Annotated in this window: 12 protein-coding genes; 8 read left to right on the forward strand and 4 right to left on the reverse strand. The window is 68.5% G+C overall.

Going from position 1 to position 14,530, the window contains the following annotated elements; genetic code table 11:
- Nucleotides 1–60: 60 nt before the first annotated feature.
- The gene (locus GJG85_RS12730) at nt 61–399 is read right to left on the reverse strand and encodes a P-II family nitrogen regulator (RefSeq protein WP_006398637.1); all 339 of its coding nucleotides are present in this window, start codon (nt 397–399) and stop codon (nt 61–63) included.
- A gap of 83 nt (nt 400–482) precedes the next feature.
- Nucleotides 483–2,186, reverse strand: coding sequence for an NAD+ synthase (locus GJG85_RS12735; protein WP_204383351.1), 1,704 nt, complete (start codon nt 2,184–2,186; stop codon nt 483–485).
- 109 nt (nt 2,187–2,295) lie between these two features.
- Between GJG85_RS12735 and GJG85_RS12740 the strand changes: the two genes are divergently transcribed.
- The gene (locus GJG85_RS12740) at nt 2,296–3,474 is read left to right on the forward strand and encodes a GNAT family N-acetyltransferase (RefSeq protein WP_124554792.1); all 1,179 of its coding nucleotides are present in this window, start codon (nt 2,296–2,298) and stop codon (nt 3,472–3,474) included.
- Between the two features lie 73 nt (nt 3,475–3,547).
- Here GJG85_RS12740 and GJG85_RS12745 read toward each other — a convergent pair whose 3' ends face one another.
- Complete coding sequence (locus GJG85_RS12745) at nt 3,548–5,794, reverse strand: glycoside hydrolase family 3 C-terminal domain-containing protein (RefSeq protein WP_050012024.1); 2,247 nt, start codon at nt 5,792–5,794, stop codon at nt 3,548–3,550.
- A gap of 142 nt (nt 5,795–5,936) precedes the next feature.
- Here GJG85_RS12745 and GJG85_RS12750 point away from each other — a divergent pair, with 142 nt between their 5' ends.
- Both GJG85_RS12750 and GJG85_RS12755 read left to right on the forward strand, forming a co-directional pair.
- Nucleotides 5,937–6,971, forward strand: a complete 1,035-nt coding sequence (locus GJG85_RS12750; protein ID WP_050012025.1) for an AraC family transcriptional regulator — start codon at nt 5,937–5,939, stop codon at nt 6,969–6,971.
- Nucleotides 6,972–7,020: 49 nt separating this feature from the next.
- A complete protein-coding gene (locus tag GJG85_RS12755; protein ID WP_050012026.1) occupies nt 7,021–7,863 on the forward strand; it encodes a GIY-YIG nuclease family protein in 843 nt (280 codons plus the stop codon).
- 54 nt (nt 7,864–7,917) lie between these two features.
- On the opposite strand, the gene ppa is transcribed toward GJG85_RS12755, so the two are convergent.
- Complete coding sequence (gene ppa / locus GJG85_RS12760) at nt 7,918–8,445, reverse strand: inorganic diphosphatase (RefSeq protein WP_006489643.1); 528 nt, start codon at nt 8,443–8,445, stop codon at nt 7,918–7,920.
- A gap of 389 nt (nt 8,446–8,834) precedes the next feature.
- Between ppa and GJG85_RS12765 the strand changes: the two genes are divergently transcribed.
- The 5 genes from GJG85_RS12765 (at nt 8,835) to GJG85_RS12785 (ending at nt 14,502) form a co-directional block, all read left to right on the forward strand.
- Nucleotides 8,835–10,274, forward strand: coding sequence for an aldehyde dehydrogenase family protein (locus GJG85_RS12765; protein ID WP_050012027.1), 1,440 nt, complete (start codon nt 8,835–8,837; stop codon nt 10,272–10,274).
- Nucleotides 10,275–10,359: 85 nt separating this feature from the next.
- The gene (locus GJG85_RS12770; RefSeq protein WP_204383352.1) at nt 10,360–11,118 is read left to right on the forward strand and encodes an SDR family oxidoreductase; all 759 of its coding nucleotides are present in this window, start codon (nt 10,360–10,362) and stop codon (nt 11,116–11,118) included.
- Nucleotides 11,119–11,313: 195 nt separating this feature from the next.
- Nucleotides 11,314–12,618 carry an MFS transporter gene (locus GJG85_RS12775; RefSeq protein WP_050012028.1) on the forward strand — a complete coding sequence of 435 codons (1,305 nt, stop codon included), beginning with the start codon at nt 11,314–11,316 and terminating at the stop codon, nt 12,616–12,618.
- Between the two features lie 247 nt (nt 12,619–12,865).
- Nucleotides 12,866–13,279 (forward strand): helix-turn-helix domain-containing protein, encoded by a 414-nt coding sequence (locus tag GJG85_RS12780; RefSeq protein WP_050012029.1) that lies wholly within the window; start codon nt 12,866–12,868, stop codon nt 13,277–13,279.
- Nucleotides 13,276–14,502 (forward strand): alpha/beta fold hydrolase, encoded by a 1,227-nt coding sequence (locus tag GJG85_RS12785; RefSeq protein WP_050012030.1) that lies wholly within the window; start codon nt 13,276–13,278, stop codon nt 14,500–14,502. Before GJG85_RS12780 ends, GJG85_RS12785 begins: the two co-directional genes overlap by 4 nt.
- The last annotated feature ends 28 nt before the right edge of the window (nt 14,503–14,530 follow it).

Here is a 14,530-nt window from a genome sequence, read left to right on the forward strand (position 1 = left end):
CCGTGGCCCGCTCGGCCGAAGCGGCCGGGAAGTGATTGAACGGCGCGGAAGCGGCGGCGCTCAGACGGCCGCTTCGTTCTCTTCGCCGGTGCGGATGCGGATCACGCGCTCGACGTCCGACACGAAGATCTTGCCGTCGCCGATCTTGCCGGTGCGCGCCGCACCGATCACCGCGTCGATCACCTGATCGACCTGCGCTTCCGCGACGACCACCTCGATCTTCATCTTCGGCAGGAAGTCGACCACGTATTCGGCGCCGCGATACAGCTCGGTGTGGCCCTTCTGACGGCCGAAGCCCTTCACTTCCGTCACGGTCAGGCCCGTGAGACCGACTTCGGCGAGCGCTTCGCGGACTTCGTCCAGCTTGAACGGCTTGATGATGGCGGTGATGCGTTTCATGATGGTTGTCCCTCAATGCTCGTTTGGATGAAAAATCGCGTTCCCGATTGTAAGCCGGCGGGCCGCCTCCGGCCCAGCACCGGTCAATCGAGCCGTTCGGTAAAACGTGATGTGATCGGGTAGCGCCAGTCGCGCCCGAATGCGCGATGCGTGACCCGGATGCCGATCGGCGCCTGGCGGCGCTTGTATTCGTTGATCTTGATGAGCCGCGTCACGCGCTCGACGTCGGCCTGCGCGTAGCCGGCCGCAACGATCTCGGCGAGCGGCCGGTCTTCTTCCATGTACATCCGCATGATCGCGTCGAGCACGTCGTACGGCGGCAGGCTGTCCTGGTCGGTCTGGTTCTCGCGCAGCTCCGCCGACGGCGCGCGCGTCAGGATCCGCTCGGGAATCACGTCGCGCAGCGCGTAATCGGTCGTTTCGTTGCGATAGCGGCAGAGTTGGTACACGAGCGTCTTCGCGATGTCCTTGATCACCGCGAAACCGCCGGCCATGTCGCCGTACAGCGTGCAGTAGCCGACCGCCATCTCGCTCTTGTTGCCGGTCGTCAGCACGATCGAGCCGAACTTGTTCGACAGCGCCATCAGCAGCGTGCCGCGGATGCGCGCCTGGATGTTCTCCTCCGTCGCGTCTTCCGCGCGGCCCGCGAATTCGTCCGCGAGCGCGGTGCGGAATGCATCGAACATCGGCGCGATCGCGATCTCGTCGTAGCGCACGCCGACGCGCCGCGCCATTTCCGCCGCATCGGTGGTCGAGATGTCGGCCGTGAAGCGCGACGGCATCATCACCGCGCGCACGCGCTCCGGCCCGAGCGCATCGCATGCGACGGCCAGCACCAGCGCCGAATCGACGCCGCCCGACAGCCCGATCAGCACGCCGGGAAAGCCGTTCTTGCCGATGTAGTCGCGCACGCCGGTCACCAGCGCGCGGTACACCTGCGCGTGCGTCGACAACCCGGGTGCGATCGCGCCAGGCAGCGGCCGCGCGCCGTCGAATTCGACGATCGCATGCCCTTCGTCGAACTGCGGCATCTTCGCGACGAGCGCGCCGTCGCCGTCGAGCACGAACGACCCGCCGTCGAACACGAGTTCGTCCTGGCCGCCGACAAGGTTCACGTAGACCATCGGCAGCCCGGTCTCGCGAATCCGCGCGCGCAGGATGTCGATGCGCACCGCCTCCTTGTTCATGTGATACGGCGAGCCGTTCGGGATCAGCAGCACCTGCGCGCCGGCCGCCTTCGCGATCTGCGCGGCCGACGCATGCCACGCGTCCTCGCAAATGATCACGCCGTATTTCACGCCGTTCAGCTCGAACACGAACGGCTCGGTATCGGTCGCGAAGTAGCGTTTCTCGTCGAACACCTCGGCGTTCGGCAGATCCTGCTTGCGGTAGGTGCCGACGATCTCGCCGCCGACGATCAGCGACGCCGCGTTGAAGGTATCGGTGGGCGGCACGCCGCGCTCGATCGGGCGGTTTGCATTACCATCGACGGCTGACGCGCTGCCCGCCCCCGCACCGCGCAACGGATGGCCGACCAGTACCGCGAGCCCGTCGAACGCCTTCAGTGCGTCGGCGAGCGCATCGAGCGCGGCGGCCGCCGCCGCGTAGAACGCGGGTCGCAGCAGCAGGTCTTCGGGTGGATAGCCGGACAACGCGAGTTCGGGGGCGACCATCAGTTGCGCACCATCGTTGTGCGCGGCGCGCGCGGCCGCGACGATGCGCGCGACGTTGCCGGCGAAATCGCCGACGGTGACGTTGATCTGGGCGAGAGCGAGTCGGGTCTTCATGGCGGGAGCGGCGCAACCCGGCGGCGCGCCTTGAACGGCTGACGAAATCGATCCGGGCGCGGGCCACGGCGGCCCGCATCCGGCAACATCCAACGGTACGGATTCACGCTTGAAACACGAACGCATCGATTATCGCACGGGCATCCTGTCGTCCCCCGCCGAGGTGCCGGCCGACGAATGGAACGCGCTGCTCGCGGGCGACGCGCAGCCCACGCCGTTCCTGCGCCACGAATTCCTCGACGCGCTGCACGTCGCGCGCTGCGCGGTGGACGACACCGGCTGGTCGCCGCACTTCGTCACGCTGACCGACACGCGCACCGGCCGCCTCGCGGCCGCCGCGCCCGTCTACGCGAAACAGCATTCGTACGGCGAATACGTGTTCGACTGGGCGTGGGCCGACGCGTACCAGCGCAACGACCTGCCCTACTACCCGAAGCTGCTGTGCGCGGTGCCGTTCACGCCGGTGCAGGGCACGCGGCTGCTCGCGGCCGACGACGACGCGCGCCGCCGGCTCGCGGCCACGCTGCTCGCGTTCGCCGAGCAGAGCGACGTGTCGTCGCTGCACGTGCTGTTTCCGACCGGCGACGAAGCGCGCCTGCTCGAATCGATGGGGATGATGCTGCGCGAAGGCGTGCAGTTTCACTGGCTCAACGACGGCTACCGCCACTTCGACGATTTCCTCGCCACACTCGAGCAGAAGAAGCGCAAGAACATCCGCGCGGAGCGGCGCAAGGTGCACGACGCGGGCGTGACCTTCCGGCGGCTGACCGGCGATCAGATCACCGACGCCGACTGGCGCTTCTTCTCGCGCTGCTATCGGCAAACGTACCGCGAGCACTATTCGAGCCCGTACCTGAACCTCGACTTCTTCCGCACGATCGGCGCGACGATGCCCGAGAACCTGCTGCTCGTGATCGCGGAAGCCGACGGGAAACCGATCGCGAGCGCGCTCGCCGTGTACCGGCGCGGCGAGCACGGCGGCGGCACGCTGTACGGCCGCTACTGGGGCGCGATCGAACACGTGCCCTGCCTGCATTTCGAAACCGCCTACTATCAGTTGCTCGAATTCTGCATCGAGGCCGGACTCGACACGTTCGAAGGCGGTGCGCAGGGCGAGCACAAGCTCGCGCGTGGTTTCCTGCCGACCGTCACGCACTCCGCGCACTGGCTCGCGCATCCGGCGTTTTCCGATGCGGTCGCGCGCTTTCTCGAGCGCGAGACCGAGCATATCCACGCGTACGTCGACGAACTGCGCGAACACGATCCGTTCCGGCGCAACACCGGCTAGCGCCGTCCGGCGCGCCGCGCACGCGGCGAAGCCACGCAAGGGCCTCGCCGCCTGCCGTCCGGCTACCGCGCGTTCAGTGCGCGGCGAGCGTCACCGTCTGCGACAGCGCCTGCGGATCGCGCGACGACGCGGCCGCCGACAGCGCGTAGCTGCCCGCGCCGATCCGCCATGCGTGCGCGCTCGCATCCCACACGGCGAAGCGCTGCGCCGGCACCGCGACGTTGACCGTGCGCGCCTCGCCCGGCTGCAGCGCGACCTTGGTCCAGCCGACGAGCCGCTTCGGCGGCTCGCCAAGCGACGCGGGCAGCGCCGCGTAGATCTGCACCGTCTGCGTACCGGCGCGCGCACCGGTGTTCGTCACCGTCACGCCGACCGTCACGTTGCCCGCGGCGTCCGCCTGCGCGGACATCGCCGACAACGCATACGTCGTGTACGACAGCCCGTAGCCGAACGGGAACAGCGGCTCGATCGCCTTCGCGTCGAACCAGCGATAGCCGTACGCGAGCCCTTCCGCATAGACGTTTTGCAGGTTCGACGGATCGATCGTCGGCTGCGGCAGGTCGGCCTCCTGCTTCGGGAACGTGAGCGGCAGCCGGCCCGACGGGTTCGCGTCGCCGAACAGCAGGTCGGCGATCGCCTGGCCGCCCTGCGCGCCCGGATACCACGCGTCCAGCACGCCATGCACGTTCGCGAGCCACGGCATCAGCACCGGGCTGCCGTTCTCGAGCACGACGATCACACGCTTCGCCTTCGCGGCGACCGCGGCGATCAGCGCGTTCTGGTCGTATTGCTGGTTGTACGGGTCCGCCTTCGCATCGGGCAACGACAGGCTCGCGAGGTCGAGCCCTTCCGTCTGCCACTGCGTGGCGAACACGATCGCGACATCGGCCTGTGCGGCCGCGCTCGCCGCGGCATTCGCGTCGGTCCCGTCGAGATAGCTGACCGACGCGTTCGGCGCCTTCGCGCGGATCGCCGCGAGCGGCGCGGACTTGTACCAGGTCGCGCACCCGCCGAACAGCATGCCCGCCGGTTGCTGGCAGGACGTCACCGCGTTGCCGTCGATCGCCGGCACCGCGCCCGAGCCGCCGCCCGACAGCACGCCCGCGTCCGCATGCCCGCCGATCACGACGACCGACTTGAGCGTGCCCGCGGCGAGCGGCAGCACCGGCTGCGTGTCGCCCGGCGCGGCCGCGTTCTTCAGCAGCACCGCCGCTTGCCGTGCGATCGCGAGCGCGTCGGCATTGCCGGCGGCCTCGTCGATCGCGCCGCCCGGCTTCGGCGGCGCATCCATCACGCCGATGCGGATCAGCGTGCGCAGCTTGCGCTGCACCATGTCGTTCAGCCGCGCGACCGACACGCTGCCGGCCTGCAGCGCCGCGCGCAGCTTCGCATTGAAGTACGAGCCGAGCGGCGCGTTGCCGTCGTCGGCCGCGCCCGGCTGTTCCTCGTCGAGCCCCGCCTGCACGGCCGCGACCGTCGAATGCGTCGCGCCCCAGTCCGACTGCACGACGCCCTTGAAACCCCACTCGTTCTTCAGCACCGTCGTCAGCAAATACGGGTTCTCGCACGCATACACGCCGTTCAGCTTGTTGTACGCGCACATCACGTTGCCCGGCTGGCCGTCCTTCACGCCGATCTCGAACGCGAGCAGCTCGGCCTCGCGCATGGTCCGCTCGTCGACGACCGAATCGACCGTCATGCGGTTGGTTTCCTGGTCGTTGAACGCGAAATGCTTGATCGTCGCGATCACCTTCCGCGCCTGCGTGGCCTGCGTGCGCGCGGCGCTCAGCGTGCCCGCGAGCACCGGGTCCTCGCCCATGTATTCGAAGGTGCGGCCGTTGCGCGGCTCGCGCGCGAGGTTCACGCCGCCGCCGAGCCCTTCGGCGAAACCGAGCGCGCGCAGTTCGAGCGCGATGCGCGTGCCGTAGGTGCCCGCGAGCGCCGGGTCCCACGTCGCCGCGAGCGCGACCGGCGCCGGCAGCGCGGTCACGCGCGCATTCTTCACGTTCACGCCGCCCGCCGAATCGGCGCTGCTGACGGCCGGAATGCCGAGCCGCGGCACGCCCGGGATGTAGCTCGCGCCGTTCAGCGCGTCGGCCGGGAACGGGCCGCCCAGGCTGAGCGCCGGCATGCCGGTGCCGTGCACGAGCTGCAGTTTCTCGTCGGTCGTCAGTTGCGCGACGAGCGCGGCCGCGCGCTGGTCGGCTGCCGCGTCGGGGTCGGTCGGGGCGTGAATGTCGTCGCCGCCGCACGACGCGAGCAGCACCGTGAGCGCGCACGCGGACGCAATCGTCGAACACCGGAACAGCGAAGTTTTCATTGATCCTCCAGAATCGTTCTGTTGTACTTGTGGCCACTCCAAGTCTAAAAATCGACCGGTCACCACGCTTGACCGGCAGGAGCATGCGTTGACCTCTCGCAGCGGGGACAAACCCGAACGGCATGACGACAGGGAGACAGACATGGAGTTGCAGCAGAAATCGGTATCCGTCCGGATCTACCGCTGGCTGTGCGAAGACGCGCGTGCGAACGGCATCGATCCCGCACCGCTTTACGAAACACTCGGCATCGGGCCGGCCGAGCTCGCCGACGACACGCGCCGCATCGCGGGCGATCGGCACGTGGCCGCGCTGCAATTGATGGACGACTGGCCGCTGTCGTGGCACCGCCCGCCGCCGCAGGTCGTGCCGTGGCTCGTGCCGTTTCCCGAACTCGCGGGCATCACGTGCAACGCGGCGACGCTGCGCGACGCGCTGCACGGCTACCTGCACTATCGCGAGCTGATCGGCAACGTCGACTGGGTGTTCGCGCACGAGAACGGCGACGCGATCGCGCTCGAGTACGTGAACGAAGGCGACGGCCGGCACGCGGGCAGCGCGTTCGCGAACCTCGCGATCCTCGCGGCGCTCGCGCGCCTGTACGACCCGCACGTGCGCGTCGACGACGCCGCATTCGCCGGCCGCGCGTTCGCGCCCGTTGCCGCGCTGCGCGACATGCTCGGCGCGCCGGTGTCGTTCGATGCCTCACACAATCGCATCGTGCTGCGCTCCGCACACTTCGACACGCCGTTCGAGCGCTACAACGCGCCGCTCGCCGGCATCCAGCGGCATGCGGCCGACGCCGCGCGCGAACGCGTGCGCGCTCGCTCGACGTTCGGCTCGTCGGTCGAGCAATGCGTGCGCGACTGGCTGCGCACGTCCGACGACGCCGACGTGCCGACCGATACGCTGATGCAGCACGTCTGCACGCGCTTCGCGATGTCGCGCTGGACGTTGCGCCGGCGCCTGCATCGCGAAGCGGTCGGTTTCCATGCGCTCGTCGCGCAGGCGCGGCTCGGCGAGGCGCGCGACCTGCTGCTCAACACGCAGTTGCCGATCGGCGAGATCGGCGTGCGCGTCGGCTTCCGTTCGACGAGCGCGTTCACGCGCTTCTTCACGCGCGAACTCGGCGCGGCGCCCAGCCGCTTTCGCGACGGGCACGGCGACCGACGGCGTTGATGCACGGTTTTTCTGAGACACTGGCGGCTTCGCATCCCGCCGCCCTGCCATGTCCTGGTTTCTGTATCTGATCGAATGCGCCGACGACAGCGTCTACACGGGCATCACGACCGATGTCGCCGCGCGCTTCGACGAACACGCGTCCGGCAAGGGCGCGCGCTACACGCGCTCGCGCAAGCCGCGCGCGGTGCTCGCGGCGTTTGCGCTGCCCGACCGGTCGAGCGCGTCGCGCGCCGAATACTGGGTGAAGCGGCTCGCGCCCGCGAAAAAACGCGAGCTCGCGGCCGGGTTGCGGACGCTTGAATCGGTGCTGCCGGCGGTGGTCACGCTCGACGAGAGCGGCGACACGGCCGGGACGAAGGCGACGGCGCGCGGGCGGAAGAAGGTGAAGGCGGAAAATGTCGACGCTGCGGCGGAGACGGCTGCAACGGAACAGGTTGCCGGGAAAAAGGTGAAGGCCGGGAAAGTGGTCGGGGCAGTAACGGCCGCGAAGACGGCGAAGCCTGCGAAGGGCAAACAAGCATCGAAGTCGACGAAGGCGAGTCAAGCCGCACCGGACGCGAAACGTGCAAAACCCGTCGGCGATGCAGCCGCAAAAAAGACCTCGTCGCGTCGCACACCGGTAAAGAAAACCGACCTGCCCGCATCCGCGTCGTCAAAGAGGAAGGCACCGGCCGCCGCCGGCAAACCCGCCGCGAACGCACGCGAAGACGCCGCTTCCGCACCGGCCCGCCGTCGTTCGGCCACGAAAGCCGCCGAAGCGACCGCGCCGTCCGTTGCCGCGCCCCGCGCGAAACGCGCGAAGAACGCACCGGCTACCTCGCTGCCGCCCGTCTCCGCGTCCGCCCGCCGGAAAACCGCGCGCGCAAAACAAAACCGCGCGGCCTCCTGACGAGACACGCGCGGTTCGCGTTCCGTACGAGCCGGCCGTCGGCCGGCACGCCGCTTACTTCTTGTAGTTCGCGGCGCCGTCGGTGATTTCCTTGTGCGCGGCTTCGATGCCGGCCCAGCCTTCGACCTTCACCCACTTGCCCTTCTCGAGGGCCTTGTATTGCTCGAAGAAGTGCTTGATCTGGTCCTTCAGGTACTCGGGCACGTCGTCGATCGTCTTCAGGTTCGCCGTCATCGGGCAGATCTTGTCGTGCGGCACCGCGACCAGCTTCGCGTCGACGCCCGACTCGTCGGTCATCTGCAGCATGCCGAGCACGCGCGAGCGCACGATCGAGCCGGCCAGCAGCGGGAACGGCGTGATCACCAGCACGTCGACCGGATCGCCGTCGCCCGACAGCGTCTGCGGGATGTAGCCGTAGTTCACCGGGTAGCGCATGCCGGTACCGATGAAGCGGTCGACGACGAGGAGGCCCAGTTCCTTGTCCGCCTCGTACTTCACCGGATCGCTTTGCGCGGGAATCTCGATGATCACGTTGAAATCTTGCGGCAGGTCCTTGCCGGCCGGAACATGATTGAAGCTCATGAGCACTCTCTGTAGGTCGATGGGAATTCGGGACAGGGCGCCGCGGCCGATGCACGGCCGCGGGCGTCCCCCAAAAAGGAATGCGCCATTATAGCCAATCGACCGGTGGCGTCCGGATGACGATCGGCGCGATAATCGTTCCGGATGTCCGACCGCCGAACCGGCGGCGGCGTGGCACGTCGATCACAATGCATGGGCCCGAGGCGGTGCCAAGGCGCCGACCCGGGTCGACCGCGGTGCGTGGGGGCCGGGCAAGCGCTGAAGCGCTTGCTTGAATCGACCGCTATGCATGGGACCCAGGTAAGCGCTGAAGCGCTAACTTGAATCGACCGCTATGCATGGGACCCAAGTAAGCGCTAAAGCGCTAACTTGGGTCGACAGGAGGACGCATGGAAGAGGCGAAGCACTTCATCGCGGGCGAATGGACGTTGCCCGCGCAACTGGAAACCATCGCGGTGGTCGATCCGTCCGACGGCCAGCCGTTCGCGACGATCGCACGCGGCACCGCGCCCGACATCGAGCGCGCGGTCGCTGCCGCCCGCGACGCGTTCGCGGGCCCGTGGGGCGCCGCGAGCGCCGCCGAACGCGGCCGCGCGCTGATGCGGCTGTCGGCGCGCGTGGCCGATTCGATCGAGGAACTCGCCGCGATCGAGGCGCGCGACACCGGCAAGCCGCTGAAACAGGCGCGCGCCGATGCCGCCGCGCTCGTGCGCTACTTCGAGTTCTACGCGGGCGCCGCCGACAAGCTGCACGGCGAAACCCTCCCCTACCAGGCCGGCTATACGGTGCTGACGGTGCGCGAGCCGCACGGCGTCACGGGCCATATCGTGCCGTGGAACTACCCGATGCAGATCTTCGGGCGCAGCGTCGGCGCGGCGCTCGCGGCCGGCAATGCATGCGTGGTCAAGCCGGCCGAGGACGCGTGCCTGTCCGTGCTGCGCGTCGCCGAGCTGGCCGCCGAGGCCGGGCTGCCGGCCGGCGCGCTCAACGTCGTCACCGGCTACGGCCATGAAGCGGGCGCCGCGCTCGCCCGCCATCCGGGCATCGATCACATCTCGTTTACGGGTTCGCCGGCCACCGGCAAGCTGGTCACGCAGATGGCGGCCGAGAACCACGTGCCGGTCACGCTCGAACTCGGCGGCAAGTCGCCGCAAATCGTGTTCGCCGATGCCGATCTCGACGCGGCGCTGCCCGTGCTCGTGTCCGCGATCGTGCAGAACGGCGGGCAGACGTGCTCGGCCGGCAGCCGCGTGCTGATCGAGCGCGCGGTGTACGAGCCGCTCGTCGAGCGCCTCGCCACCGCATTCAACGGACTGCGCGTCGGCCCGAGCCGCGCCGATCTCGACTGCGGCCCGCTGATCAACGCGAAGCAGCAGCAGCGCGTGTGGGATTTCCTGTCCGACGCGCAGCACGACGGCATTCCGATGGCCGGCCACGGGCAGGTCGTCGCCGACGCGCCCGAAAGCGGTTTCTATCAGGCGCCCGCGCTGTTGCGCGACGTGCCGCCGTCGCACCGGCTCGCGCAGGAGGAAGTGTTCGGCCCCGTGCTCGCGGCGATGCGTTTCGTCGACGAGGACGAAGCCGTCGCACTCGCGAACGGCACGCCGTACGGCCTCGTCGCGGGCATCTGGACACGCGACGGCGCCCGCCAGATGCGGCTCGCGCGGCGCCTGCGCGCCGGCCAGGTGTTCATCAACAACTATGGCGCGGGCGGCGGCGTCGAACTGCCGTTCGGCGGCGTCGGCCATTCGGGCCACGGCCGCGAGAAAGGCTTCGAGGCCCTGTACGGTTTCACCGCGCTGAAGACGATCGCGATCCGGCACGGCTGAGTGCACGGCACGCCACAGGCAGCCGGCAGCAGCCGGCCGCCCGTCGGCACACGACGACTCTCATTACCAGCACAGGAGACACACCATGCGGTTGAGCGGCAAGACGGCCATCGTCACGGGCGGCGGCTCGGGGTTCGGCGAAGGCATCGCGAAGACGTATGCGCGCGAAGGCGCGAACGTCGTCGTCAACGACCTGAACGGCGCGGCGGCCGAGCGCGTCGCGAGCGAAATCGCGCTCGCGGGCGGCAAGGCGATCGCGGTGGCCGGCGACGTGTCGAAAGAGGACGACTGGCGCGCGCTGCTGCAGGCCGCGCTCGACGATTTCCATGCGGTGCAGATCGTCGTGAACAACGCGGGCACCACGCACCGCAACAAGCCCGTGCTCGACGTGACGGAGGCCGAGTTCGACCGCGTGTACGCGGTCAACATGAAGAGCCTGTTCTGGTGCGTGCAGACCTTCGTGCCGTACTTTCGCGCACAGGGCGGCGGCGTGTTCGTGAACGTCGCGTCGACGGCCGGCGTGCGGCCGCGCCCGGGCCTCGTCTGGTACAACAGCACGAAGGGCGCGATGATCACCGCGAGCAAGTCGCTCGCGGCCGAGCTCGGCGCCGACCGCGTCCGCGTGAACTGCATCAACCCGGTGCTCGGCGAAACCGCGTTGATGACCGAGTTCATGGGCTGCGAGGACACACCGGACAATCGCCGCCGCTTCCTCGCGACGATCCCGCTCGGCCGCTTCTCGACGCCGCAGGACATCGCGAACGCCGCGCTGTATCTTGCGTCCGACGAAGCCGAATTCATCACCGGCGTGTGCCTCGAAGTCGACGGCGGACGCTGCATCTAGTCGTACCGGGACGCTCGATCGCCCCGTCTTGCTTCGCACGAAACCGGATCGGACGCCGCGGCGTCTGCGCCGGCCAACTACAACGACAGCGATACATGGGATCCAGGTAACCGCCAAAGCGCCAACTTGGATCGACCGCAAAGCATGGGATCCAAGTAAGCGCTAAAGCGCCAACTTGGATCGACAGGAGACAACATGGCAACATCGACGCAATCGCTGCCGGGCTCGTCCGGCGCATTCGAGGAAGCAACCTATCGCAAGGTGTCGTGGCGGCTCCTGCCGCTGCTGCTGCTGTGCTACGTGGTCGCGTATCTGGACCGCGTGAACGTCGGGTTCGCGAAGCTGCAGATGGCGAGCGACCTGAACCTGAGCGATACCGTGTACGGGCTCGGCGCGGGGATCTTCTTCTTCGGCTATTTCCTGTTCGAGGTGCCGAGCAACATCATCCTGCACAAGGTGGGCGCCCGCGTGTGGATCGCCCGCATCATGGCGACGTGGGGCGTGATCTCGATCCTGACGATGTTCGTCACGACGCCCGCGATGTTCTACGTGATGCGCTTCCTGCTCGGCGTCGCGGAAGCAGGCTTCTTCCCCGGCGTGATCCTCTACCTCACCTACTGGTATCCCGCGCACCGGCGCGGCCGGATGACGACGTTCTTCATGACGGCCGTCGCGCTGTCCGGCGTGATCGGCGGGCCGATCTCGGGCTTCATCCTGAAGGCGTTCGACGGTGTAAGCGGCTGGCACGGCTGGCAATGGCTGTTCCTGCTCGAAGGCATTCCGTCGGTGCTCGCCGGCGTACTCGTGTTCTTCGCGCTCGACGAGCGGATCGCGAAGGCGACGTGGCTCACCGACGAAGAAAAGGCGCTGCTCGCCCGCAACGTCGACGCCGAGGAAGCCACCAAGGAAGACCCGCCGCTCGGCGCCGTGATGTCGAGCCCGCGCGTCTGGCTGATGGCGCTGATCTATTTCTCGTTCGTGATGGGGCTCTACGGCGTCGGCTTCTGGCTGCCGACGATCATCAAGGCGACGGGCGTGACCGACACGGTCATGATCGGCCTGCTGTCGGCGATTCCGTATGCGGCCGCGGTGGTCGCGATGATCCTGATCGCGCGCAGCGCGGACAAGCGCCGCGAACGCCGCTGGCACCTCGCGATTCCGGCCGCGATCGGCGCGCTCGGCCTCGTGCTGTCGGTGATCTGGGCCCACCAGACCGCGCTCGCGATGCTCGGCCTCACGCTCGCGACGATCGGCATCCTGACGACGCTGCCGCTGTTCTGGAGCCTGCCGACCGCCTTCCTCGGCGGCACGGCCGCCGCGGCCGGCATCGCGATGATCAACTCGATCGGCAACCTCGCGGGCTTCCTGAGCCCGTACCTGATGGGCTGGCTCAAGCAGATAACGGGCAGCAACGATGCGGGCATGTACATGCTGGCCGGGTTCCTCGTGCTCGGCGGGCTGCTGGCGCTGTCGGTGCCGAAGCGGCTCGTCGACAAGTGATGCGCGGCGCGTAAAGGCGCGGCCGGATCGATCGAACACGCCGGCCGATTGCCGGCCCGTTTCTCCCCGATACGCCCCGACGTCCGGCATGGCCGGCCGCCGGGGCGTTTTCGATTCCGGACGGGCACAACCCGGATCGGCCGAGTGTCTCGCCCATCCGACGGCAGCCCCTTTATCACTCAAATTATTCCCTTATGCTCCTTTATATATGGAACAATAAAGACAATTAAGGAATTATCGATAGCTCATGTTCCACACCGTCGAAGACACCGCCGCCCGCCTGCGCGTCCATCCGAAGACCGTCCTGCGGTTCATTCGCGACGGCAAGCTGCGCGCGACGCGGGTCGGCCGTGCCTACCGCATCCTCGACGCCGACCTCGCCGCGTTCGCCCGGACGGAGCCGGCCTCGCCCGCGCCGCGTGCGGTGCGCGTCACCAGCATCGTCGACGTTCCCGATGCGTCGCAGTCGCTGCACCAGTACCTGTCGCGGTCGCTGCACGCGATGGCGTCCGGCCGCACATCGTACGTCGACCCCGTGCGAATCGACGTCACGTTCGATCCCGCCTCGAGCATGGTCAAGATCATCGTGACCGCGACACCGGCCGACACGGCCGCGCTGATGTCGTCGCTCGACATGCTGCTCCAGCAAAGCGGGACATGAGCGCAATCTTCAAGTCACCCCGCCATGCCCGCGCGATTCGCGCCGCGTACGCGGCCGCGCTGTCGCACTGGCCGGCCGGGCATCGGCGCGTCACCGTGCAAACGCGTCATGGCGCGACGCACGTCATCGCCTGCGGCCCCGAACACGCGCCGCCGGTCGTACTGATCCACGGCGCCCAGACGACGGCGGCAAGCTGGCAGCATCACGCGACCGACTGGGCGACGCACTTCCGGCTCTACGCGATCGACGTGATCGGCGAAGCGGGACCGAGCGCGCCGTCGCGCCCGCCGCTCGCGGGCGACGCCTATGCGCAGTGGCTCGACGACGTGCTCGACGGCCTGCAGGTGTCGCGCGCCGCGTTCGTCGGCATCTCGCTCGGCGCGCGAACGGCGCTCGACTTCGCGTTGCGGCGGCCGCCGCGCGTCACCCGGCTCGCGCTGCTCTGCCCGTCCGGCATCGGCAGGCAGAAGCCGTTTCTGTGGTGGGCGCTGCCGCTGTTGCTGCTTGGCGATGCCGGGCGCGCATGCGTGCGGCGGCGCGTGCTGGGTCGCCTGCCACCCGCATCGACGCCGGCCGAACGGGACGCGCTCGCACTGATGCGCGCCGTCGATCGCGGCGTTCGGCCGCGCATCGAGCCGATTCCGGTATTCGACGACACCATGCTCCGCACGTTATCGATGCCCGTGCTGGCGATCGTCGGAGGCCGCGACGTGATGCTCGATTCCCGCGACACGCAGGATCGCCTGACGCGCCTCGTGCCGCACGCGCAGGTGCGGTTTCTTCCCGAGCAGCCTCACTTCATCCGCGGACAGCGCGACACCGTGCGCACTTTTCTCTCATCGACGGACACGCTCGACATGCCCCATCGAATCGTTCAGGCCGCCGGCAGCCGCGTGCTGGTCCGCGATCCTTCCGCCGGCCTCGTGCAACGGGAAAGCGACGCGCTCGATCTCGTCGCGCTCGCGCACGAGCATGAAGCCGACTGGATCGCGGTCGCGGCGGACACGCTGCATGACGACTTCTACCGGCTCGACAGCAGGCTGGCCGGCGTCGTGCTGCAAAAGCTGGCCAACTACGGCGTCCGGCTCGGCGTGGTCGGCGACATCGACCGCCGGCTCGCGCGCAGCGAAGCGCTGCGCGCGCTCGTTCGCGAGTGCAATCGCGGAAAATCGGTCTGGTTCGTCGCGAGCGAGGACGACCTGCTGCGCAGGCTCGGCGCGTAACGCGCCGCAGGCCGCTCCTGCCTCGCCA

The organism is Burkholderia sp. MS389 (assembly GCF_016899425.1).
Taxonomy (GTDB): domain Bacteria; phylum Pseudomonadota; class Gammaproteobacteria; order Burkholderiales; family Burkholderiaceae; genus Burkholderia; species Burkholderia sola.